Origin of the sequence: Methylobacterium oxalidis, from assembly GCF_007992195.1 — a bacterium.
In the GTDB taxonomy this organism is placed as follows: domain Bacteria; phylum Pseudomonadota; class Alphaproteobacteria; order Rhizobiales; family Beijerinckiaceae; genus Methylobacterium; species Methylobacterium oxalidis.
Genome location: NZ_BJZU01000092.1, coordinates 24,035 through 46,251 on the forward strand (window position 1 = coordinate 24,035; position 22,217 = coordinate 46,251).

General features: G+C 62.6%; 19 protein-coding genes. 8 read left to right on the forward strand and 11 right to left on the reverse strand.

Features of this window, described 5'->3' with window-relative positions; all coding sequences use genetic code 11:
• Position 1: 1 nt before the first annotated feature.
• The 3 genes from MOX02_RS20640 to MOX02_RS20650 form a co-directional block, all read right to left on the reverse strand.
• On the reverse strand, positions 2-928 hold the full coding sequence (locus tag MOX02_RS20640; protein ID WP_170267941.1) for a replication initiator protein A: 927 nt from the start codon (positions 926-928) through the stop codon (positions 2-4).
• The gene (locus tag MOX02_RS20645; RefSeq protein ID WP_147027684.1) at positions 925-2,610 is read right to left on the reverse strand and encodes a bifunctional DNA primase/polymerase; all 1,686 of its coding nucleotides are present in this window, start codon (positions 2,608-2,610) and stop codon (positions 925-927) included. The genes MOX02_RS20640 and MOX02_RS20645 overlap by 4 nt, the downstream gene beginning before the upstream one ends.
• A gap of 1,177 nt (positions 2,611-3,787) precedes the next feature.
• Positions 3,788-4,642 (reverse strand): AraC family transcriptional regulator, encoded by an 855-nt coding sequence (locus MOX02_RS20650; RefSeq protein WP_147027685.1) that lies wholly within the window; start codon positions 4,640-4,642, stop codon positions 3,788-3,790.
• Between the two features lie 115 nt (positions 4,643-4,757).
• Between MOX02_RS20650 and MOX02_RS20655 the strand changes: the two genes are divergently transcribed.
• Positions 4,758-5,993, forward strand: coding sequence for an MFS transporter (locus MOX02_RS20655; protein WP_147027686.1), 1,236 nt, complete (start codon positions 4,758-4,760; stop codon positions 5,991-5,993).
• Positions 5,994-6,013: 20 nt separating this feature from the next.
• Here the strand turns inward: MOX02_RS20655 and MOX02_RS32710 are convergent, their stop codons facing one another.
• The 4 genes from MOX02_RS32710 to MOX02_RS20675 all read right to left on the reverse strand — a co-directional run bounded on the left by MOX02_RS32710 (position 6,014) and on the right by MOX02_RS20675 (position 10,077).
• On the reverse strand, positions 6,014-6,586 hold the full coding sequence (locus tag MOX02_RS32710) for a c-type cytochrome (protein WP_147027687.1): 573 nt from the start codon (positions 6,584-6,586) through the stop codon (positions 6,014-6,016).
• On the reverse strand, positions 6,573-7,853 hold the full coding sequence (gene soxC, locus MOX02_RS20665) for a sulfite dehydrogenase (RefSeq protein WP_147027708.1): 1,281 nt from the start codon (positions 7,851-7,853) through the stop codon (positions 6,573-6,575). Before soxC ends, MOX02_RS32710 begins: the two co-directional genes overlap by 14 nt.
• 773 nt (positions 7,854-8,626) lie before the next feature.
• Positions 8,627-8,884: a (2Fe-2S)-binding protein gene (locus MOX02_RS32985; RefSeq protein WP_147027688.1), complete on the reverse strand. Its 258-nt coding sequence runs from the start codon at positions 8,882-8,884 to the stop codon at positions 8,627-8,629.
• Between the two features lie 137 nt (positions 8,885-9,021).
• The gene (locus tag MOX02_RS20675) at positions 9,022-10,077 is read right to left on the reverse strand and encodes a YeiH family protein (protein WP_147027689.1); all 1,056 of its coding nucleotides are present in this window, start codon (positions 10,075-10,077) and stop codon (positions 9,022-9,024) included.
• Between the two features lie 686 nt (positions 10,078-10,763).
• Here MOX02_RS20675 and MOX02_RS20680 point away from each other — a divergent pair.
• The 6 genes from MOX02_RS20680 to MOX02_RS20705 all read left to right on the forward strand — a co-directional run bounded on the left by MOX02_RS20680 (position 10,764) and on the right by MOX02_RS20705 (position 16,337).
• Positions 10,764-12,011 carry an aromatic ring-hydroxylating oxygenase subunit alpha gene (locus tag MOX02_RS20680; RefSeq protein WP_147027690.1) on the forward strand — a complete coding sequence of 416 codons (1,248 nt, stop codon included), beginning with the start codon at positions 10,764-10,766 and terminating at the stop codon, positions 12,009-12,011.
• 156 nt (positions 12,012-12,167) lie between these two features.
• The gene (locus MOX02_RS20685; protein ID WP_238179812.1) at positions 12,168-12,725 is read left to right on the forward strand and encodes a nuclear transport factor 2 family protein; all 558 of its coding nucleotides are present in this window, start codon (positions 12,168-12,170) and stop codon (positions 12,723-12,725) included.
• 130 nt (positions 12,726-12,855) lie between these two features.
• On the forward strand, positions 12,856-13,227 hold the full coding sequence (locus MOX02_RS20690; protein ID WP_147027691.1) for a Rieske 2Fe-2S domain-containing protein: 372 nt from the start codon (positions 12,856-12,858) through the stop codon (positions 13,225-13,227).
• Entirely contained in the window at positions 13,190-14,347 is a 1,158-nt protein-coding gene (locus tag MOX02_RS20695; protein WP_238179810.1) for a 2Fe-2S iron-sulfur cluster-binding protein, read from the forward strand. Before MOX02_RS20690 ends, MOX02_RS20695 begins: the two co-directional genes overlap by 38 nt.
• Before the next feature lie 29 nt (positions 14,348-14,376).
• The gene (locus MOX02_RS20700; RefSeq protein WP_238179808.1) at positions 14,377-15,129 is read left to right on the forward strand and encodes a sulfite exporter TauE/SafE family protein; all 753 of its coding nucleotides are present in this window, start codon (positions 14,377-14,379) and stop codon (positions 15,127-15,129) included.
• Positions 15,130-15,314: 185 nt separating this feature from the next.
• Complete coding sequence (locus tag MOX02_RS20705) at positions 15,315-16,337, forward strand: LysR family transcriptional regulator (RefSeq protein ID WP_147027693.1); 1,023 nt, start codon at positions 15,315-15,317, stop codon at positions 16,335-16,337.
• A 134-nt stretch (positions 16,338-16,471) separates the two neighbouring features.
• Here MOX02_RS20705 and MOX02_RS20710 read toward each other — a convergent pair whose 3' ends face one another.
• Together MOX02_RS20710 and MOX02_RS20715 are read right to left on the reverse strand one after the other, a co-directional pair.
• A complete protein-coding gene (locus MOX02_RS20710) occupies positions 16,472-16,999 on the reverse strand; it encodes a hypothetical protein (protein ID WP_238179806.1) in 528 nt (175 codons plus the stop codon).
• A 295-nt stretch (positions 17,000-17,294) separates the two neighbouring features.
• On the reverse strand, positions 17,295-18,170 hold the full coding sequence (locus MOX02_RS20715) for an amidohydrolase family protein (RefSeq protein ID WP_147027695.1): 876 nt from the start codon (positions 18,168-18,170) through the stop codon (positions 17,295-17,297).
• Positions 18,171-18,991: 821 nt separating this feature from the next.
• On the opposite strand from MOX02_RS20715, the gene MOX02_RS20720 reads away from it, so the two are divergent.
• On the forward strand, positions 18,992-20,320 hold the full coding sequence (locus MOX02_RS20720; RefSeq protein WP_147027696.1) for an MFS transporter: 1,329 nt from the start codon (positions 18,992-18,994) through the stop codon (positions 20,318-20,320).
• Positions 20,321-20,542: 222 nt separating this feature from the next.
• On the opposite strand, the gene MOX02_RS20725 is transcribed toward MOX02_RS20720, so the two are convergent.
• Both MOX02_RS20725 and sorB read right to left on the reverse strand, forming a co-directional pair.
• The gene (locus MOX02_RS20725) at positions 20,543-20,773 is read right to left on the reverse strand and encodes a hypothetical protein (RefSeq protein WP_147027697.1); all 231 of its coding nucleotides are present in this window, start codon (positions 20,771-20,773) and stop codon (positions 20,543-20,545) included.
• Positions 20,774-21,892: 1,119 nt separating this feature from the next.
• Complete coding sequence (gene sorB / locus MOX02_RS20730) at positions 21,893-22,210, reverse strand: SorB family sulfite dehydrogenase c-type cytochrome subunit (RefSeq protein ID WP_147027698.1); 318 nt, start codon at positions 22,208-22,210, stop codon at positions 21,893-21,895.
• Positions 22,211-22,217: the final 7 nt, after the last annotated feature.

Sequence of the window (22,217 nt, forward strand, 5' to 3'; positions counted from 1 at the left end):
CTCAATCTTCGTCCCAGGCGACCTCGAAGACGTCGTCTGGCTCGTGGAAGGGCGCGGATGGCGTGCGTGTGGGGTCAGCCGCACGATCTTGCGCGGGGTATTCGGGCGCTGCGGCGTTCTCATCGCAGGCGGCGTCAGGAAAAGCAGGCGCAGGACGTCGTGTGAGGACGAAGCGGGTGTCGCGGCCAACGCCGTCCGCGGTCAGGCGGAAGCCAGGCATGCGGTCGGCGGCAGCAATGCGCCCGAGCGCCGCCTTGAAGCGCCGCGGCTTGTCCTCGGAGGCGGCGCGGCGGTGGGCGTCGTCCCGCGTGAGCGTCCAGGAGTCATAGGCCTTGCCGCTGGCGTAGGCGCAGCCCCAGCCGAAAACGCGCCGCTCGAGGCCGTGCAGCCGCAGCGCTGCCGGAGCGAAGTCGCGGAAGCGTTGGGCGCGTACCTCCGCCAGCAGAAACGCGGGCAGGTAGAGGCGGTAGGGACCGCGCGGGCCGGACGGACGCTCAACTCGCTCGATCAAACTGAAGATCGGCCCTGCGGCCGGGCTCAAGTTCGTGGCAACGCTGCAGTCGGTGAGTCGAGAGAGCGCGGCGTCGAGCTGGACGAGCTGCGTACCGCCGAGCCGCCGACCGAGAGCGCCCAGCAGCGTGGTCGGCGCGACCTCGAGCACCTCGGGCAGTGGCTCGCCCGCGTTGAGGTGCCGGACGAGCCACGTCGTCGCGTAGATGAGGATGTCGCCGTCGACGAGAGTCGGCAGATCGGACGTTGCAGAAGTTACTGCCACCGTCAGAGTGAACGGCTGTCGGGCCTCGACGCCACGATATAGGATCGGTTCACGGCGCGGGCCGAGGGCGAGGAAAGGGTGCCGCAGCAGGAACAGCGGCGCGAGCAGCCGTCGGAACGCGCCGGGTTGAGGACTGAAGACAGGCCCGCTCATTCGAACGTCTCGTCGGTGCTTTGACTTGCCTCGGAAGCGGTTCGTGGCATCCCGGCGACGCTGCGCGCGGCATGTGAGCGGTCGGTTGCGCGGCATGCGAGCGACGCCGCTTCAGAACCGGGGGAACCAAGAGCGCGATCGGGATCATTGCTGGAAGTGAGGGGCCCATTCCGAGCTTCTTCCGGAAGCGTAGCATCACCCCCAACCGGAAGACTCGGATGCACGGACCGCGCACCGTTTTCGGCGGCAGGAGATGCTGCCGTGATGACCGGAGGGGCCGTGATCAGCGCGGTAGGATCGGGGCTGTAATCAGCGCCGCGGGCGCGGCCGCCCTGATTGTTCGCGACGCGCCACAGCCCCGCGGCGACGAGGCGAGCGCGAGCCTGCTTGACGGTGCGCTCGGCAAGACCGAGGCGGGTGGCGAGTGTCGCGGGGCTCGCGAAGCAGGTGCCGGACGCGCGAGCCAGCTCCGTCATCGCGTGCGAGACGGCGACCGCGGCGGGCGGCAGCGCCCCGGCTGCGCCGCGCGCATCCACAGCACGCGTGAAGGCGGCAAGCGTCGGCGCGGTCCAGAAATCCAGGGTACCGCCTCCGCCGCGTCGCGCTGGGCGGCGCAGGTCGCGCCGCAGCAGCGCCTGTGCCTTGGCAAGGGCGTCGGCGTAGCGCCAAACGCGGCTGCCGTCGCGTCGGGGACGTTCAAGATCGGCGGAGGTTGAGAAATGCGCCCAGGCTTCGGCCGCGATCGCCTCTGCATCGCCCGCACCCCGCGCGAAGGCGCGCCAGACTTGAGCCGTCAGGAAGGCTTCGCGACCGTCGCAGACACGGCCTTGGCCGTCGAGGGTCCAGCGGGGGTCGGAGCGGACCGGTCCGAGCCGCGTCCGGCCGCGCAATGAGGTATGGTATACCGGCCTGGCCGTCGCCGGATCACGAGCCGCGAGAGTGCTGAAATCTGCCGGCTGGGACGTCAACCCTCTTGGTGCAGGCAGCCCGTAGAAGCCCGCCACCGCCTCGGCAAAGGCGGCAAGCGCCGCCGAGGTGGGTGCGGCCAAGTCGGCGAGGCGGTGAGCTTCCGGCCCACCGTCTCGCCACACGTAGGGGCGGCCGAGATTGGGGTGGATGCCATGCGCGACCACGTAGCGGCGGTCGCCGATCAACTCGACCTTCGGCGCAAGGCAGCGACTGGCGACGGGTGCGTTGGCGACGCGGTAGATGAGCACCCGGCGTGGGGCGCGACCGAACCGGACGAGAGACGTGTCACCCAGGCACGTAACCGCGAGGGCGTGTAGATCCTCCGCGTGACCGGCGTCCTCCTCGTCGATGTCGATGGCTATGCAGGCGTGACCACAGGCAAGCGCGAACCCGTACCGCCGCTGGGCCTGAGCCCAACGCGCGATCTGATCCGAGCGAGGCGGCGTCGAACACCAGGAGGGCCAGTTCTCCCACCACGTAACCTTTGAGCCTGGCGGGATCGGAAAGACGTGAAAGCCATTCGCGGCAGATTTGGCGAGGTGGATGGCGCAGAAGTCAGGTGCACCATCAATTTCGACGTTGGAGAATTTTGGCGGCATAGGGCGATCACCGTGGACCTGCAGATGCAAGCACGAGCAACCCACCGAGGTGGGCAGATCAGTCTGAAGAACCGATTTCGCGAAAATGTAATCAGCCCATTGGCTCTTTGGCAACTTAAATCAGCGTAATGTGCAGCGGTTCTTTCGGAAAATGCTAGTCTAATTGCGGTTTTGATCGAGTTATTGGTACAAATTGGAGATGAGTTGTAGCCAGCAAATAGCTGAATCTGCTCGAATATTTTTTCGTGGAGCCTGGTAGCTTACTAGGCGCGATCAGGGGCACTGAAAGTGCCGGTCCGCAAAAGTTCTCAGCAAAATCAGGCGGTTGGGACCACGCCGGTGGTACACACGGGTGGTACATATAGACCCGCGAATGTCCGGCCTCGGCCACTGCCGCCGGCTCTGAGCTGCTTTGTGCCCAAGATCGGCTTCGGCGTACCCTCTGCTGCCCTCACCGGATCTCACAAAGAGAGCGACGACAGGGACGCGCGTGTCAGTCAGCAGCGCGCTCCCGAGAAAGCCGCGAGAGAAATGACTTGGGTTCGTCAGAACAGGACACGTGGTTTGGTTACAGGCACGCAATGACTCCGGCTTCGCACACGAATGCGACGCAGACCGGTTTATTGGCGGGCCGCCCTAAACCTGCAGAAAAATCACACTATTTCTTCGTAAATAAATACGAGTTATAGATAGAAGATAATATTCAGATCGGTTGATTGCTATTGTATGCGTAGCGGTTTGCAAATTGATTTCCGTGTCGATTACGTGGGCTGTCATTCTTGAAATCTAGAAGGGAGGTCCTCCTTGATGGCTGAAAAAAGTGACAACTTTATCGATCCGACTATAGGCGAAAAAATTCTTTGGTGAAGTTTGGGTGGTCAGAATATTATCGTGGTGGAATGGTCGACGGGAATTTCGGATGGCTCAAGGCTGCGAAAGGCGGGAAGGATGAGGGGCGTGGACACGACCCAGGTTGAAGTCCGCAAACTCCACCTTAGCCGCCGGCCCCGATGACCACCCCAATCCCCGCCGAAGCGGCCCCAGAAATTACACCTCGTCCGCGGACGCTACCACAACAGAGTTGTTGTGAGATGGTCCTGCGAAGCTGTCAAACGACGAAGCTGCATAGGATTACTGCCTTGCAACGGGCAGATACCTTCGACGAGGACTTGAGCCGGACTCGCTGGTTGGCTAATCCGCAAAAACGTTGCGCCTCCCGAAGATCGGCACTGCCTCAGGCTGCGGACTGGATGGAGGAGCCGGTCGCGAAGGCCCTCGGCATCGAACTCAATCAGGTTGGAGAGGCTCGGGTAATTTCTATCATTTCAATCTCGCCAACATGCGCGGCAGCGCAGGTGTCCCGGCTCACCGCACGTCCTCGCATGTAAGCTTGGGGGCTAGAACCGATCTCGGTGCGGAACGCGTACACGAAAGCCGAGGTCGAGCCGTAGCCGATCTCCATCGCCGTCTGCGTCACACCGAGGCCTCCGCCGAGCAGCTCGATCGCCTTGAACATTCGCAAGCGGCGACGCCAGGAGCGTAGGCTCATGCCCACCTCGGTCTCGAAACGGCGGGCCAAGGTCCGCCCAGACATTCCGAGTTCGCGGCCCCATGCCTCAGGACCGCGTGAGTCAGCCGGCTCTGTGTAGAGAGCCTCGCACAAACCAGACAGAGGCCCTCCACGAGGCCAGGGCAGCGCGCTCGGCAAAGGGGACGTACGTCGGAGCTGATCGAGGATCAGAATAGTAACTCGGTTGGCATAGCCATCCTGGTCCTCCTGCCCCTCGATGTCCGCTGCTTCGACGATGAGGGCCTGAAGCAGCGGCGAAACACCAAACACCGTCGGGCTCTCTGGAAGGCCATGCCCGGCCTCGTGGGCGATCCACAGGCTCCGAAACTCCGCCCCGAGCAGCGAACCAACCCGGTGCCGCACGCCAGTCGGCAGCCACACGGCCTGTTCGGGCGAGATCACGAAGGAGTGCGCTTCCGCCGTGACCGTCAGCACGCCCGAGATCGCGTAGACCACTTGGTTCCAGCGGTGGGAGTGGTCCGGGAAGTAGTGGCGCGCCGGGATGGACTGCGCTCGCACGGTCATGGGCCGCGGGGCCACCACTCCAGGTGGCGCCGTGATCGTTTCCCAGGTCATGCCGCCCTCCACGTTGTCCGAAATTCTACGCCGATTGGCTGATCGCCGAAATACGGACAACGGGCGCTCGGGTATGCACGGCGGATCTGACGTTCCATTCCGCTTTGGAGATTCGATGTCACCTGCTGCGGCCAGTTCGGCGATTGCATGCGCGCCCGCTCTCCCCGAGCGGTCCGGGATGGGAAATGTTCTGCGCCTGGCCATCGCGCAGGCGCTCGCCGGCGCAAATTCGACGGTCATTTACGCAACCGGCGCGGTCGTCGGTAACATGCTCGCGCCGAGCAAGGCGCTTGCGACGCTGCCCATCTCCATCTTCGTGGTGGGCATGGCTGCCTGCACCTTGCCGGCGGGCGCCATCGCCCACCGACACGGCCGCCGCGCCGCATTCCTGGCTGGCACGGGATGCGGGGTGCTGACTGGACTGTTGGCCACTCTCGCCGTTGTGCGAGCCTCCTTCTGGTTGTTCTGCGTGGCGATGTTCTTGGGCGGTGTTTACGCCGCCGTGGTCCTCTCCTTCCGCTTCGCTGCCGCAGATGGCGTCGCGCCAGAGCGGCGTCCACGGGCGCTGTCTGCCGTCATGGCGGGCGGCGTGCTCGCCGGAATCATCGGCCCGCAGCTTGTCACCCACACCATGAACCTGTGGCCGCCCTACCTGTTCGCGGCCACCTTCCTGGCGCAAGCCGCGGTGGCAGCCGTGTCGGCTTTCGTCCTGCTCGGGGTTCGGCTGCCGATGCCGACCGCAGAGGAGATGTCCGGCGGGCGCCCGATCGGTTCGATCGTGCGTCAGCCCCGCTTCGTCACTGCGGTGATCTGTGGGGTCGTCTCCTACCTGCTCATGAACTTCCTCATGACGGCTGCCCCCTTGGCGATGCACCTGTGCGGCCTGCCGCAGGAGGATGCGAACCTCGGCCTGCAGTGGCACGTGATTGCGATGTATGCCCCAAGTTTCTTCACCGGGCGGCTGATCGCGCGCTTAGGCGCGCCTCGTGTGGTAGCGGCTGGATTGGTCTTGATCGCTGCCTCAGCGGTCGTTGGGCTGGCCGGCGTGGATGTGGCGCATTTCTGGTTGACCCTGATCCTGCTCGGCGTCGGCTGGAACTTCGGATTCGTCGGCGCCTCGGCCCTCGTGCTGGAATGCCAGCGTCCCGAGGAGCGGACGCGGGTGCAGTCGCTCAACGACTTCTTGGTGTTCGGCACGATGGCCGCGGGCTCGTTCTTCTCTGGGAGCCTGCTCGCGAGCCATGGCTGGGATGTCGTCCTCTGGGTGTCGTTCTTCCCGCTTGCGGCGGCTGTTGCCGCTCTCGCCTACGTGGCTGCCTCGCGTCCTGACCGGAGGACCGGCAGAGCCTGACGCCCGACGAGGCGAGTTCACTAACGATACAGGCTCAACTCAGGCCGTGGATCAGGGTAGAACCCCTCGCGGTTGGGCATGCGGACCTGCGGAAGGCTCGTTGCGTTCATCACCTCATCAGGCTTGATGACGCCACCTTCCGATAAGATGTAGGCGACGACAGAGTAGACTTGATCGTCCGTGAGCGAGCCCGGAGCATTGAACGGCATGGCGCGCTTGACGTAATCGAACAGCGTCGTGGCATAGGGCCAGTAGCTTTCCGTCGTCTTGACGGGGTTGTTCGATGCCAAGCTTCCGCGGCCTCCGATCAGGCGGTCTGCGCCGATCCCTGGCGACATATTTCCCTGAAGCTTCTCTCCGTGGCAGGCTGCACAGCTCTGCTGGAACACGACGGCCCCGTCCTGAGCCGTGCCGCGACCGGGTGGCAGACCGCGTCCGCTCGGCGGGATTGAGAAGTACGCACTGAGGTCAGCTTCGGAGGCAGGCGTGCCCACACCGAGCCGCGTGTCCGACACAGTCTGAGCCCATGCTCCGAACGGCGCCACCACGGCGGCTAGCACGGCGGCGAGACGGACGAGATCAGGCGTGAACATTGCTGACACCCCCGTCGCTCGCGACCGCCCAGCTCTGGATCGCGTTCAGATGGTAGACTGAGGCTGACGGTCCGTGATCGCCACGGATGGCAATCAGCTCGGTGCGCGTCGGTTGGATGTACCCGGTCTCGTCCGTGCAACGGCTTTGCAGGATTGCGGGTTGGCCGTCCCAGGCCCACGGGAAGGTGAACCGGATTGTGCACATCGGCTCGGGCACGGAGTCGAGGCGGGCGGGGTACCAGGCCTTCCCCCCGTTCACCGAGACATCGACCGACTGGACCCGCCCTCGTCCCGACCAGGCGAAGCCTGTTACGTTGTAGACGCCCGGACCTGGCAGACGCATCTCGCCCGATGGGAAGGTGATGACCGACTTCGCATCCATGTCGAGCGTGAACAGACGCGCCCGACCGTCGCCCATCAGATCTGTATACTTCGAGGTCTCCTCGCGGGTCATGAACGGCTTGTCGCTGACCTCGAGGCGGCGCAGCCACTTGATGTGCGTGTTGCCCTCGTACCCGGGCAGCAGCAAGCGAACGGGATAGCCCTGCTCCGGCCGGATGGCCTCGCCGTTCTGGCCGTAGGCGATCATCGCGTCCTTGAGCATCTTCTCCATCGGGATCGACCGCGTCATCACGGCGGCGTCCGCACCCTCGGCCAGCACCCAGGCCGCGCCGTCCTGCAGCCCAACCTCGCGCGCCAGCGTCGAGAACAGCACGCCCGTCCACTCTGACGTGCTCAGGAGGCCATGGGTGCCCTGCACATTCTTGAGGGTCGGCTTCTTCCACTCGGTCAGGCTGTTGCCCGAGCACTCGATGAAGTGATTGCGCGTGACCGAGGGCAGGCGTTTGAGGTCCTCCATGCCAAAGCGCTTGGCCGTTCCCACCATCCCGTGCACGACAAGAGCGTGGCGGCTTGGATCGATGGTCGGGATCCCGCCGTGGTGCCGCTCGAAATGCAGGCCCGAGGGCGTGATGTTGCCAACAAGCGCCGCCAGCGGCGTCAACGACCAGGACGTGTTCTCGTTTGGGGTGGGGTAACGGACGCGAACAGTCGTCTCGAACTGTGACCGCGAGCCGTAGCCGCCGTCAGCTCCGACCGCCCGACCCTGTTCCTTGGTGGGATCCGTCGGCACGTCAAACCACTGCGCACCGGCCGGTGCCTTCTCCGCTGCCTGCACGACTCCTGTGCCGAGCGTGGCCGCGCCGCCTGCGGCGGTGCCCGCCGCAAACAGGAAGCGGCGCCGGTCCGGCCGGTGCAAAACGTTCATCCCTTCGCGACACGGACAATCGTCCGTCGGATCGATGATGGAACTTGAAGGGTCGCCCGCAGCCGACATGTTTCCTCCATGTCCTTTGGTTGCCAACTGACGCTCGCCCGCCGGGGTCAGTAGCTCGTGATCCACTAATCGATACTAGCGCATCTGTGCCCGCGCGGCAGCTTTCCACTTCACGGTACGCAGTGGCACCCTGAATGGTGGCGCAAAGCTTGCCTCACCCAATCATTGTCCCACGCCTAACTAGGCCAGCGCGAAGGAGATCTCACCCAATTAGGGCAGCGCTTGTCGTGGTCGTCCGCAGGATCGGCCTTTTGGGACCTCTCCCAACCCGATGCGCGCGAGCGAGCGCGGGAGCACGATCTGGCGGACTGCCACGGTCATGCAACGCACCCATTTCCACGAGGCGTGCACGTCCGGCCTCCGTGATAGACCACTCGATGCGGTCTTGCTGCTGAAGGATCGCCCCAGTGCGCGCTGCGAGTCCAAGCTTTTCCAAGCGGCGAGTTGCCGAATCTCGTGATCGGTAGCTGCGGGCATAGTCCGCGAGCAGACGTAGGCGGTAGAGTAAAAGTGGAGGTAGCTTGCCGCTCATCACGCAACCTTTCTTCGCCTGAGTTTTTTGACCTCGACCGTGGTCGGAAGCTCAGGCATTTGCCTTGGGTTCGACGCTCCGTCTTTTTGATTGTTAGTTCTGAGAATGGTTGTCCGGACCCTGCCGCATGCGCTTCGTATCGATTGGCGATCACTTCGGACCAATCTGCTGATCAGGCCCGGACCGTCGTGACGACCGGGCCAGCGCCAAGCAATGATGGCGTCATCGCAGGGGCATCGATGTGCGCTTGTTCGATGCCGTCGCAGGCTTTGCGGAGGATGGATCGAATCGTCTGGGCGCAGCGACCGCACCTCGGGCTACAGCCCAGACAGGCATAGACTTGCGCCGGAGTACGCGGACACGACGCGCTCCCCCGCACACAGGCGCGCACCTCACCATCCGAGAGCACGTTACAAGAGCAGATGATCATCGATGGACCAGTCCTGAACAGTCATGCCGAGTGTTGTGGAGATAGAGAGGCGCAAAGCCCTGGAATACATTCCTGGTACACGTGACGATTAAATCTGGGCGGCCGAGACAGCGACGCTCCTCAGAACCCCGCGGCGGTCACACAAGCGCAAGGCCGACGGCAACGAACACAAGAATGAAGGCTGCGCTGCCGACGAGTGTCGCGATATGACGCCAGCCCAGCGACAGAACGGATCGCAGCGACGTGTTCAGCCCCAGTGCGGCGATGGCGAGCAAGAGCCCCCATGTTGAAAGTGAAACCAGTGCTGACTTGATGGGCTCGAAGACCGGTGCGATGGCCGGCGCGTTTTGCGCGATGCTGTTCACGACGCAGAGGGCGAGGAATGCGAACGCAAACATCGGAACAGGAACCTTGCCGGTCTCCGATCCCATCCCTGCTTTCGAGAAATAAAATCCGACCGCCAGGACCACCGGCAGAAGGAGGAAGACCCGGAACAGCTTCACGATGACAGCGGCATTCCCTGCCTCATCGGAGATCGAGTATCCGGCCCCCACGACTTGAGCGACGTCGTGGATCGTGCCGCCGAGAAGGATGCCCACGGCTCGATCGGTGAAGCCGAACCCGTGCCCCAGGAGCGGATAGAGAAGCATGGCGACGGTGGCGAGCAGATTCACGCCGATGACGACGAACGCGACATCGACATCCTTCTCTTTGTAGTTGGGCACCACGGTGGAGGTTGCCAGCGTGGCTGACGCTCCACAGACCGCCGTCGCCGCGCCCGCCAGAGCCGCATACATTGGCGACTGTCCGAACACCTTCGCGAGCGCAAACGACGAGACCATCGTGCCGGCCATGGCGAACACGACAACCAGGGCGGCTCCCAAGCCAAGATCGAAGATGTCGCCGAGAGCGATCTTGAGCCCGAGCAGGGCCACGGACCAGCGCAGCAGCACCTTCACGCAGAAGCGCATCCCCGGCTGGAACAATGCGTGACTGGCTGAGCGGTGAAGGAGGATGCCGAGCAGCAGTGCGAGCACCATCGTCGGGAGTGGGAGCCCCTTCGGGAGCATCGGTTGAAGCCAGGTGCTGACGATCGCAATCGCGGCAGAAAAGATCAGGCCCGGAGCGATCTCATGGAAGACACCGAAATTCGGTGCTGCTCCGGAAGCTGCCGGCGTGGCAGAATTTGACATGCGCAGGATCTCCCAGAGGCCTGGGGCCATCCGATCCGGGTGCACTCCGAGACGACACCGCTGAACCAAATGGCCAATGTAGTGCAGGCGCGAAGGTCAAAACCGACGTGCCGCATGCCATTGCTAGCTGTGACGGGATCGAGCTTCTATTTGAGCGTCGCTCTTTGCTGATCGACAGTCTCTATCACCACGCTGCGGCGTGAACCCCCGACCCTTCTGCGTGCGGCCCACCAGAATTCAGATTGTCATCGCCGGCCGTCGCATCGGCGCGCGCAGCTCAAAGGCTGTAGGCATCCGAACCCTAGTATTATCAAACGGTTGCGCTGTCCGGCCGCGTTCGGCGGCCGCGCCTTCACCCCCGGTTCGGATACGTTGGAGCGGCGCCGGCGGGCGGACGCAGACCCGCGCGAGGGCCTCTGGACGGCAGGTGCAGGCGCACCGAGGGCTATCGATCGATAGCGACTTTTAATTAGTCCGGCCCCAAACGCTGGGCCATCCTCACCTTCAGCGATGTCAGGAAACGTCCTGCACCGTTGTTGATCGGCGCCGGAGGCAGCGGCTTCCAGGCCAATCGATCTCTGACAGTGCGAAGTGTCCTGACTCGAAAATCTTCATCTGCCACGCGGGGTCGACTTCCTGTCGCCGCGCCAGGCCAAAGATGAGCGATAACCGCGAGGAGGAATTCGATGCCGGCCAGAAATTACAAGCAGTGGACCGCGAACCCACCCCTTCAGCAGGGCGAATGGATCGACAGCCGGCTCTACACAGACCAGGCGATCTTCGATGAAGAGCTGGAGAAAATCTTCAAGCGGACGTGGATTCCGGTTTGCCACGAGTCGGAGCTGCCGAAGCCCTACGATTTCCGCACCACCAGCATCGCCAACGAGCCGGTCATCGTCTGTCGCGGTCCCGACAACGTGGTGCGCGCCTTCCTCAACGTCTGCCCTCATCGCGGCATGATCATCGAGCGCCGGCCATCCGGGAGCTTCTACGAGGGGCAGCCCTCGGGCAACCCGAAGCGCATGACCTGCATGTTCCATGCCTGGCAGTTCGACATGAAGGGCAACTGCGTCTACGTCAGCCGCGAGAAAGAAGGATACCAGGACCGCCTCTGCAAGGAAGATGTGGGCTTACGCCGACTGCGTTGCGAGGTGAAGTTTGGCGGCTTCGTTTGGGTCAACTTGGCCGACGACCCTGTGCCGCTGGAAGACTGGGCGGGAGCGCCGTTCGAATGTCTGCGCAAGACGCTCGACGCGGAGCCCATGGAGGTCTTCCACTACCACAAGGCTATCGTCGACACGAACTACAAGCTCTGGCACGACACGAACTGTGAATTCTACCATGACTTCATGCACTATCATAACCGGGTGACCGGCTTCAACGATGCGTACTTTGCCAGAAAGAACGAGTCGTTCGATCACGGGCACATTGTCGTCGGGACGTTCGAGGTGAACTACGACCAGTACGAGGGCTTCGAGAGCCGGGCTGGACTGTCGTTCCCCCACCTGCCACCGAACCAGTGGTACATGATCGACCTCTTTCCGGGGATGAACTTCAATCTTCGCGGTTCGGCATTGCGCTGCGACGTCGTCACGCCGCTCGGCCCCAACAAGACGATGATCGAGTTCCGTGGAATCGGGCTGAAGCGCGACACGAAGGAGGAGCGCCAGACTCGGATCAACCACCACAACTCGATCTGGGGGCCCTTCGGCCGAAACCTCCACGAGGATCTGATCGGGGTGCAGGGCCAGGGCACCACGATGCGGCCCGGCTCCGAGCCGCGGCGGATCCTGCACGGCCGGCAGGAGAACCAGACCATCCACGACGAGAACGGCATGCGGCACTACTACGACGAGTGGGGTCGGTGGATGGATCGCCTGCCGAGCGACCCGGCCAAGCCCTACATCGCGCCGACCGCCGTCGCGGCGGAGTAGCCACCATCTCGGCAGCCGACGGACCCTAGGGCTCCGTCGGCACCGACCAGGAAGCGTGCGGCGACCGATCTCGGCCCAGACGGCCTCGAGACGCTCTCATGACCGAGGCGCACGACCGATCATGCTGCGGTCCGGGCGCCGGCGCTGAGCAATCCGATGGATCACAGGGAGGATGCGGCGATGGAAACCTCAATGTTGACCGGCGGCGCTGGGCAAGCCGGTTCGTACCTCGACCAGCGGCAGGGGTTAGTGCGCGACGCGGTCTACCAAGCGAGCCTGATGCTGGACGACCAGCGCTGGAACGACTGGCTGGCCCTCTGCGCGGACGATTTCACCTACGACATCAAGTCGTGGAGCCCAGAAATCAACTACGACATGACTTACCTTCATGCCTCGCGCAAGGATCTCGACAGCCTGATTCGCCTGCTGCCGAAGCACAACACCGACCACTCGCCGCTCACGCGCCACACCAGCGTCTACACCGTCGAGCTCTCTCCCGACGGCACGACGGCACAGGTGGTCTCCTCGGTGGTGATCTTCCAGCACCTGCTCGACGGCACGAACTCGCACATCGACTCGGGCGAGAGCCGGCTCTTTCTGGTCGGCAAGTACTACGACCAGCTCCGGTTCGAGGAGGGGACGGCCAAGTTCACCGCCCGCGAGCTCAGGCTGCTGAACAGACGTCTCGACAAGGGATCGCACTGGCCCCTCTGAACGGCTGTTGCGGCGCCCGTCGGGCGAACTGGAACTCGCCGTCCCTTCGCTCATGCATGCAAAGCACCAGGGCTCGCGTTGTGAGCCCTGCCTACTCGGATGAACCTGTTCTCCAGAATTGGCGGTTCCCATGAGCTGGAAATACCTCTGCGATGTCTCGGACGTGAGCAATAATTCGCTGAAGCTCGTAGACGTCGACGGCATTCGAATCATCGTCGCGAACTACGGCGAGGGATTTCGGGCGATGCCGCCCATCTGTCCTCATATGGAGGAGCCGCTCGACGAGTCCGGTGTTGTGGCAGGCTGTGTGCTCACATGCACCAAGCACCTGTGGGCTTGGGATCTGCGCAACCTCGACCTCATGGGAGAGACCGAGAAGGAGCTGAAGACCTACGAGGTCAAGCAGGAGGGCAGTCGGCTGCTTGCGTTCGTTGAGCGGGAGCTCACCTACGATTTCGATGAGGATGCCGACGATGATGAGGACTTCTTTGCTAATGCTTGAGTCTAATCCGCGCCCCGGCCCCTTCTCGGACGATCTCAGCGCATCGCCGGAGATGCCTGAACCTGCGAGGGACACCCGCCTGATTGAGGTTCAGTCGAAATCGGGATCAACGGGATTTGCCTGTGAACCGGGAGAGACCATCCTGCATGCCGGTTTGAGGCAGGGCGTCACCCTTCCGTACGAGTGCGCAACCGGAACGTGCGGGAGTTGCCGGGCCAAGGTCGGATCGGGGGAGGTCGCGGTCGATTGGGATGAGGCGCCCGGGCACAGCCGCGTGAAGCGGGAGCGAGGCGAGATCCTCATGTGTCAGACCCGGCCGCTGACCGACTGCGTCGTGCGGGTTCCGGCGAACGTGAGCGTTGGGTTCCCGCGGCATGCGCTTCCGCAGCACTTCGGCGGGCGCCTTGACGTGATCCGACGCTTGACGCCCGACGTCATTCATTTCGAGTTGTCTCTCTCGCAGCCCATCTCCTTCGACGCCGGACAATTCGTGCTCCTGCGCGTCGCCGGCCTTGAGGGGATGCGGGCCTACTCGATGGTGAGTTACGGCAGGAACGTCCGAACCCTTCAGCTCGTCGTGAAGAGGAAGCCGGGCGGAGGCTTCGGAAACTGGCTCTTCGAAGAGGCGCGCGAGGGGCTGTTCATCGACGTGTTCGGCCCGCTCGGACGAGCGACATTCCATCCTGACGAAGATCATAATCTCCTGATGATCGCCGGCGGCTCCGGCGTGGCCGGCATGATGTCGATCCTGGAGCGCGCCACGCAGGAGGATTATTTTCGATCGCACCGCGGTTACGTGTTCTTCGGAGTTCGGAAGCTGGTGGACTGCTTCTATCTGGAGGAATTCTCGCGGTATGTCAGGGCGGCTCACGGCAACCTGGAGGTCACGATTGCTCTATCCGACGAGGATTGCGGCGAGACGTGTCACGCCCAGTATCCTGAGGTGCAACTTGCCTTCGGTATGGTTCACGAAGTTTGCGCCCGAGCCATGGAGGGCCGCTACGACAACGTTATGAGCTACATCGCGGGACCTCCGCCGATGGTCGACGGCGCGCTGCGGACATTGATCGTCGGGGCGCGGGCGACACCCGACCGCATCCGCTACGACAAATTTGGCTAGCGCGCATGTCGGGCGGGTGGATCCTCTCCTTGACCCCCACTCTTGTGGGCATCGGCCTCGTCGCAGGCCTGATGATCGGATGCGTCGGCGTAGGCGGGGTCATCCTCGTTCCGCTTCTGACCTTCGGCTGCGGGGTTCCGGTTGCGACAGCCGCCGCAGCCGCGATGATGGGCTACATCGCCACGGGACTGACGGGCACTCTGCTCTTCGGCCGCAGTGGAGCAATCGATCGCAAGCTTGCTCTCGAACTGTGCCTCGGTGCCGCGCCAGGCGCTCTTTTCGGCGCCTGGGCCATACAGTTGGCGAACCCTGTTGCCGTTCAAATCCTCATTGCTGCGCTGGCGGCGGGAGCTGGGGTCAACAGCCTCAGCGGCAGGCTTCGTGGGTCCGTCGAACGGTGCTCGCTGAGTACGACCGGAGCGGTCGGGATCGGGGTCGCCATCGGTATCGTCTCCGCGATGACCGGAACGGGCGGTCCGGTTGTGCTCGTCCCGCTTCTGATGTGGCTCGGCTTTCCCGTGCTTGCCGCTGTCGGCCTGGGGCAGGCGATCCAACTCCCCGTGGCGGGGCTTGCCACAGCTGGCTCCTACCTCGTGGGGTCCCTCGACGCGCACATGGGCGCCCAGCTCGCGATCGGCTTAGTCGTCGGGAGTGTCGCGGGAGCCAAGCTTGCCCACGGCGTGACCGAGAAGACCCTGCATGCAACCGCCGCGCTCATTCTGGTCGCGACCGGGGTGATGGTCGTTCTGCGCCTATTTGCCAGCTCCCTGCCGGGCGTCTGAAGGCCTGCAACGGCATACGAACCCTTCCCGGAGCGGTCCAGCTACCGGCCGGACGGGCAGCGAGGGGCTGATAGATGAAAGGCAGGAATTTTAGATTTTGAAAAATTCCATCTATGAGGTAGTCTAGGCTCCGCAAGCTGAAGTGCGGGAAAACTCACGGGCTTGCCTCGAAGGGTGGAACGCCGATGTTTTTGCGTCAGTTTAAGTATCTCTTGGCCGTTGTGGACGAAGAACATTTCGGGCGAGCCGCTGACCGCTGTAACGTAACTCAACCGAGCCTGTCCGTCGGCATAAAGCAACTTGAGCTCGAAATCGGAGTGCCGATCTTTCTGCGCGGCCGTGGCCAGCGCTTTCACGGGCTGACCCCTGAAGGCGAGCGTGTGGTCAAGTGGGCGCGCAATGTCGTTGGCCATTGCGAGGCGATGCGCGATGAAATTTCGGAGATGAGGGGTAACCTCTCGGGCCGGTTACGAATGGGGGCGATGCCGTCGATGTCCCCAGTGCTTCCGGTGCTTCTCCAGCTCGTCCGTAAGCAACACCCGAACGTTGTGATGGATGTCCGCTTTCTCGGCAACGATGCCATGAAGGCAGGCCTTAATAATTTTTCGCTGGATGCCGCGCTCACGTACCTGGATGTTGCTGATCTCGGGCGGCGTAATTCATTGAAGATTTATACGGAGAAGCTGTGCATTCTAGTTCCGGACACCGAAGAATTTCATGATCGGACGAGCATAACGTGGCAAGAGGTTGCGGACTTGCCGTTGGCGATGCTGCGGCCGGCGCTCCATGAACGTCGATTTGTCGATACGATCTTTGAGCAGGTGGGCCGGCAGCCAATCCCGCGGGTCGAGTCGGAGTCCATTCTGCATCTGATGTTTCAGGTGCAGTTCGGAGGCCTCTGCACCATCATACCCGAACACTTCACGCGCATGCCGGGCCTGCACCGCGGAACCAAGGCGCTGCAGATCCTTGACCCGGTCGTCAGCCAGGATGTGGGCCTGTTCTGGGCGGAGGGCGAGCTGATGACGCCGATCGCGAATATCCTCGTTACTGCCGTCAAAGATCTGAACAGGCGCGGAGGCCTCGACCTCATCTTGAACGAGGTGCGGCCAGAGTCGCCGCGGAGTTGGCAGACCAGTGCCCCGAGCGAGCCACCCTTCTCGATCGAACTGGGACGCTCTCCCAAACCCAATCGGGTGACCGCGTAGCCTCTCCCGGCTTGTCAGCTCTTCGCTGGGGCGCTGTCCGCGCAGCGGCTGACAGACAGATGGGCGTTGCGTCCGATCCGACAGGGACCGGGCGCAACGCCCAACGCTTTTCTCGAGGCCTAAAGCCGAGGGGATCACTGAGTCGCTTGGAACAGCGTCCTCAGTCGATCGCTGCCGCCACTACTGGGCAGCTGGGATGCTGGTAAAATCACCTCGTTCTGCCTACCCGGCTGATCGCCATCACCTGCCGTCCGAACGTAGAAGAACGGCTCCCCAAGCTTCGCGCCGCTCGCCTTGAACCCGAGAATCCGGTTCGAGTCGGAAGCCGCCTCCAGGCTCAGATCCTCCGGCCGGAGCACGATCCCACCGTCTTGCTCGCCAGCCGGCTTCCCGGTTGCCAGGCCAATCTCTTCGGCTGCCCTGGCAAGCCAATCCGTGAGCGCTTCCAACTCCTGCTGGTAAGCTTCCGGCGAGAATTCCTCGCTGTCGCCGGACATCAGACCGGAGACGTCGTACGGGAGAGATTTGGAGAACTGTTTTCTTTCAATCCCCCTGTGAAGAAGCTCAATGAGAAGCCACGCTTCAACGTGCGCCGGCGAGTGCTCTTCCGTGTGCAAGGGGTGATTGGCTGCCTCATCGTCCTCCAAGAATTGAAGGACCATCTCTGGCAATCTCAACTCCAATCGTAGGCCCTGCCCGAGTTGACTCGTGATGATGGCTTTGCGTGTGTCGGACCACCGGAGTGTTATGCCGCTGCCGGCGCTTTCCGCTGACCCGTAACTTCTCTCCATTCTCGCAAGCCACTGTACCAAGCTATGAAGCTGACGCCGCGCCTGCCCGAACTTCTGCATGTCTGGGGTGCCCGGGGTGGGCCATTCACGAATTGTCATGCGCAGACCTCCCTTGTCCGTCTTTCAAGTTCAACACTCAGGTTCGTCGGCAGGACGCGGGTTGCCATCAGCTCTTCAAGCCAAGGTTGAACAGCCGATTTGCATTGCGGAACGTGGCGTTCTCATAGGCCTCCTGCGAAAGACCAAGAGCTTGAAAGTCTTGCACGCCTTGCCGCATTGGCCGGAAGGGATAGGAGCTTCCGAAGAGGAACTGATCCTTCATGAAGCCATTCGCGGCCTCAACGTAGAGCCCACCCCCCGGGGAGAAGGTGTACATATCGGGAGAGACAAAGACGTTTTCGTTGCGGAAGGCGACGGTTACGATCTCGGATATGCGCGGATAGAAGCCGTGGCTGCAGACAATCTTCAGTCGCGGAAACGTTCGTGCAACGACGTCGACGGCTGCAGGGTCGTTATACGCGAGGTCTGGTGTGGTCGGGCCTGACATGATGAAGGCCGGAACCTCTAGAGCCTGACACAGCTCGTACAGGGGCATCAGGCGGTCGTCGCTAGCTCTGAGAGGCTCCGCGTAGAAGCCGGCGTCCAAGTTGATGCCTTTCAAGCCTAGGTCCCGCACTGCCCGAGTGGCTTCAGCCACGGCCATCTCACGACCGAGCTCCACAGGGTCAACGGAGGCGATCCCGATGAGGCGGTCCGGAGACTTTGCGGCGACGGCCGCCAGATCGTCATTGCTAACCCGGACACCCGGCACGCTCCGAGCGACCATCACGGCAGCGGTGATCTCCGCGTCATCCATTTCCGCGATGAAGCCGTCGACACCTTTCGCCCGCGCGAAGTGGTCGACGTCGCGGCTTCCAACCCGCCTGTTCAGCCAGCGGACCACCCCATACTCCTTGGTGTCGGGTGTCGCGCCAAAGAACGGGTGCAGAAAGGTCGGTCTGCTCCGCATGTCGACGATCGGATGGTTTGGCTTTACGGTCATGTCCCCGTTCCGTGCTGAAAGCTGCCTTGTGGGGCGATGCAAAGCATGAGCTTCGTAGGAGAGCACTCTGGTGTGGACGCCACCTGCAGGCGGAATGAAGAGCCGCCGCCATGACACCCGTACGACCCGCGCCCTCTTTCCGAGGGGAGTCTGCATCGACCGGGCACACCTTGGGCGCCTTAGGTAGGCGATAATATTTGAAAGTTCGGATCTCTGGATAGGCACGCGCTATTCGGCATCAAGGCACTGATCTGTTGCGTGCCCGAAGTGCGAGATCCGTTGTCCAAAGCGAGTGCCATTCGGCTGCTCCGGACGTTGATAGGCATCTCCTATAGATACCTCTCGAATAAATATTGGCTCTTCAGGCCGTTCGCCGGCAAGGTTTGAGTCCAGCGTTGTTTTGCGCCGCAACAAGACGTGGTCGAGAGAAGCGCTGGATAGTTGGAGGAGCCGGTGGATGGCGAGCCCATCTCTTCTTCTGGCGAACGGCTTGGCCCCGTGTGGAGCGCGTTGCGCTTCCTGGAGTGGATCGGCGATCGATCGCGCGCATCAGGAGCGGCGCCGTCCAGTCCAGCTCATCAATAAGCGGCGCGGCACCTCCCCCGTAAATGCAGCGTCCGGCCAGCGAAATGTGCGGATGACAGAGGCGGTGTCGACCCCGGCGCCGAAGCTCCTGTGCAGTCGCGCCCTTCGTTTCAGCTCTTTCACCTGCGCGGCTGCAAAAAGTCTCGCCCGGCGCAAGGAGCGTTCAGTGTCAAAATCCAATAAGAAAAGGTGAAATCCTTACTCCCACGCAATAACGAAATTTGGAGGAACGCTTTATGACCACAGGAGTGAGCACGATAAGGCCTCTGGATGAGGCATTTCAGCAGGCCGACGTCGTCGAACATGCGGTGGTTGAAGAGCCGAAGATCTCAAAGAAGGCGCGAAATACGATCACGCTAGCGGCGACGCTCGGTTACCTCTTCGATGCTTACGCGATCAATATCTATGGCATGACGCTCGCGCTCATTGCCCTCGATTTTGGCGTCAGCATTCAGACCATGGGATTGATTGGGTCGATCTTTATCGCCGGATACATGCTCGGTAGCTGCGTCTTCGGGATGCTCGGTGATCGGTTCGGCCGGAAGCACACCCTGGGGTTCTCGATCTTCGCTTACGGGAGCGTCACCGCATTAACCGGTCTCGCGATGACCCCGATTCAATTCGCAATCGGACGCTTCTTCACCGGTGTCGGTGGCGGCGGCGAATTGACGGTTGGCGTCCCGTACGTCGTTGAGTCCTGGGACAGCAAGCGGCGCGGTCTCGGCGCAGGCCTAATGTTTGCCGGCTATGCGCTGGGTGTCGTGTACGCCGCGATCGTCTCTGCGTTGATCCTCGAGTGGCTTGGCTGGCGCGCCATGTACTTCCTGGCGGTTCTCCCGGCTGTCATCATCCTGTTCGTGCGCATGCAGCTCGAGGAGAGCCCCAGCTACGTCGCAACGATGGAGAAGCTGAAGCAGACTCGGCGTAAGCGGGTCTCGTTCTGGGAGTCGCTCAAGGCCAGCCCTGCTCTTCGGCGCAACCTCGCTTGGGGCTCGCTCATCTACGTTTCGCTCGCCTGCATCTACTACGCAGAAACCGTGTTCGCGGTGCCGTTCATGGTCTCGGAGCTGAAGATGAGCACGACCGTAGCGGTGGCGACGCTCGGCCTGTTCAATCTCTCGATGTTCGTCTTCTCCATCGGTTGCGGCGTTCTCTCCGACAAGATCGGCCGCAAGGCCGCCGGATCACTCACGCTCGTTGTCCTGGCGGCTTCGCTCTGGGTGATGTTCTCGACGACCTCGATCCCTCTGTTCGTGATCTTCGGGATCCTCGCTTTCGGCGGCATCGGCGGCTCGTGGGCCATCGGGATGGTGCACGTGGCGGAGCTCTTTCCGACAGAGATCCGCGGATCAGGGTTCGGCTGGTCTGTTGCGCTCGGCCGATTTCCGTCGATCTTCGCGCCTCTCGGGATCGCCTGGCTCGCCAGCATCACGCAGGGCGGCATGGGCGACGCGATGAAGTACTCCTGCGTCGTGCTGGTGTGTGCATTGGCTGCCTACGTCTTCGGACCGGAATCGCTCGGCCGGACCGGACGTGATGTCACTGAGGCGCTCGAAGACGCATAGAGGCGCTCACTTGCGGCGCCCTGCGACACTCTCCACTGCCCACTTTGGTCGGACCGCGAGGCCCGACCGCCTTTTTCTACGGATCGTGCCACGCGGACAAGGTCTCGTGCCCTCGCGTGAGCAGCCCTCACGACATCTCCCGAGCTGGCGAAGGCTCGACGCATCGTTTGCCGGAGCAGCACAAGCCCGTGATTGAGGATCTCCGTACGCAGTTCCCAAGCGTCAGAAGCTCACGAGACCACCACAAAATTCGGATGGAAAGCGAGCGCCCGCTTCTGTGTTCGTGCAGAGAAGGCCAACTGCTTGCCAGTTCAAAAGCAGCGACGCAAAAAATAGAATAACCGCTAGAAGCGCCGTCAGCGTTGCTGTAACGACAACCGATTGGGCGCCGTAGCGATGGATCAGCGCGCACCCGAACGTGAATGTCGCAGCTTCAGCAATGACCAGAGACATAGGTGTTCAGCCCTAAAACTTCATTGATCGGCTATGCGCCGACTCGAATCTCTCGAGGTTCTGCGGCATGGGGCCGATGATCGTATGCGACTCGGCCGGCACGCGAGGTCCCCGAGCGCAGCCAACAGCGGACACTGCCTCGGAGTTCCTCTTGGTGCCGTCTACGTCATGGGCGAGGCGCAGCGCCTCCGGCAGCAGAACTTCCTCATCTGGGGCTACATCGGTCGAGCCGTGACGACAAGGTAAGGAATTGCCAAAAGGGCGAAGTAGACCCGTTCGCACGCCAGAACCAGTTGAAGGGTGGCTTTCTCGAGCTGCCCTCATGGTCACTATCGTGGATTGCGGTCATGAAGGGCCGCAGGTTCGCTCTGATGAGCTTCTGCCCATCGGTCCAATGATTGAAGAGCTTCTGACGGCGTAGAATCCCGGCGTGTTGCAGCGAGGCGGAGGCTGACGCGAAACTGAGCGTAGAGCTCTTGTTGGCCGCGCGGGGCTGTTTCACCACTCGGCATTGGGCTTGCACGCGCCGGAATTGGCGCGCTAAGCCGCTAATCGGGCTCCAAATCTCAAGATTGGCTTCCTTGAGGGCAGACATTGGCGCTCGGCGTAGACTCAGCCGCCTCTCCTGGGCGGCTCAAGGCCGATGCTTTCGACCTGGTACGGAGCGACGATCAAGAGTGATTTGGGGCTCGCCGGCAGCGTGTGCGGCGCTAGCCGTCATGCCACGCAAACGCGCTTGGCAGGCACGTCTCTGCTCAGGAAGAGGTGGGCTACCCCGAGGCGGCTTCGCGCGCCCCTCGACGAGATGGGCTAGAGGCGGCCACTCACGGGCGGATAAAGCAGAATCTCTCTTGACGCGCACTCGAAGTGGCCGTGTGGCGGCGACGTCTGGCGCGGCAAGGCCGCGACCCGCTGGTGGGGCGGGGCCCAGTCTGGTTAGCACGGAGCAGACTGCCTCCGCATCGCGGCGTGAAACGACTTTTCGCTCCAACTTGCGCGGCGATGGGTTCCTCGGCGCAGGTCTTCAGAGGCGCACAGTACGGCGCTTCCAGTGTTGGTAGTGACCCGACGTGATGGCGACGAATCGAAGCGATGTCGTCGGGGACATCGGGGTCGGGCTCAATAGGCTTCGGTCAGGTAGGCGGCGATGGCCTTGCCGTCCGCCTCGTCGATCGGGGCGTGGTAGACCTTGATCATCTTGGTCACCTCGGACTCCCAGAATGCCTTGCCCTTCTTCGGCGGCTGCATCGCGATGTAGTCGACCGAGTGACAGGCCATGCAGTTGGATTGTGCCGCCTGAAGGCCCTTCTCGTGTCCAGCGGGTGCGGGGCGGAGCTGCGCCGTTGCTTCGGGAAGGGCATAGGTCTTCGGGCCCGCGAGCGCTGCTGGGCCTGACGCCAGGATTAGAGCCGCGGCGGCGATCAGGATGTTCCTCATCTCTCCC

Excerpts from the sequence above, each read along its gene's own strand:
- MOX02_RS20640 (WP_170267941.1), bottom strand. The coding sequence starts at position 928 with ATGAGCGGGCCTGTCTTCAGTCCTCAACCCGGCGCGTTCCGACGGCTG.
- MOX02_RS20650 (WP_147027685.1), bottom strand. The coding sequence starts at position 4,642 with ATGACCTGGGAAACGATCACGGCGCCACCTGGAGTGGTGGCCCCGCGG.
- MOX02_RS20655 (WP_147027686.1), top strand. The coding sequence starts at position 4,758 with ATGTCACCTGCTGCGGCCAGTTCGGCGATTGCATGCGCGCCCGCTCTC.
- MOX02_RS32710 (WP_147027687.1), bottom strand. The coding sequence starts at position 6,586 with ATGTTCACGCCTGATCTCGTCCGTCTCGCCGCCGTGCTAGCCGCCGTG.
- soxC (WP_147027708.1), bottom strand. The coding sequence starts at position 7,853 with ATGAACGTTTTGCACCGGCCGGACCGGCGCCGCTTCCTGTTTGCGGCG.
- MOX02_RS32985 (WP_147027688.1), bottom strand. The coding sequence starts at position 8,884 with ATGATCATCTGCTCTTGTAACGTGCTCTCGGATGGTGAGGTGCGCGCC.
- MOX02_RS20675 (WP_147027689.1), bottom strand. The coding sequence starts at position 10,077 with ATGTCAAATTCTGCCACGCCGGCAGCTTCCGGAGCAGCACCGAATTTC.
- MOX02_RS20680 (WP_147027690.1), top strand. The coding sequence starts at position 10,764 with ATGCCGGCCAGAAATTACAAGCAGTGGACCGCGAACCCACCCCTTCAG.
- MOX02_RS20685 (WP_238179812.1), top strand. The coding sequence starts at position 12,168 with ATGGATCACAGGGAGGATGCGGCGATGGAAACCTCAATGTTGACCGGC.
- MOX02_RS20690 (WP_147027691.1), top strand. The coding sequence starts at position 12,856 with ATGAGCTGGAAATACCTCTGCGATGTCTCGGACGTGAGCAATAATTCG.
- MOX02_RS20695 (WP_238179810.1), top strand. The coding sequence starts at position 13,190 with ATGCCGACGATGATGAGGACTTCTTTGCTAATGCTTGAGTCTAATCCG.
- MOX02_RS20705 (WP_147027693.1), top strand. The coding sequence starts at position 15,315 with ATGTTTTTGCGTCAGTTTAAGTATCTCTTGGCCGTTGTGGACGAAGAA.
- MOX02_RS20710 (WP_238179806.1), bottom strand. The coding sequence starts at position 16,999 with ATGGTCCTTCAATTCTTGGAGGACGATGAGGCAGCCAATCACCCCTTG.
- MOX02_RS20715 (WP_147027695.1), bottom strand. The coding sequence starts at position 18,170 with ATGACCGTAAAGCCAAACCATCCGATCGTCGACATGCGGAGCAGACCG.
- MOX02_RS20720 (WP_147027696.1), top strand. The coding sequence starts at position 18,992 with ATGACCACAGGAGTGAGCACGATAAGGCCTCTGGATGAGGCATTTCAG.
- MOX02_RS20725 (WP_147027697.1), bottom strand. The coding sequence starts at position 20,773 with ATGTCTCTGGTCATTGCTGAAGCTGCGACATTCACGTTCGGGTGCGCG.
- sorB (WP_147027698.1), bottom strand. The coding sequence starts at position 22,210 with ATGAGGAACATCCTGATCGCCGCCGCGGCTCTAATCCTGGCGTCAGGC.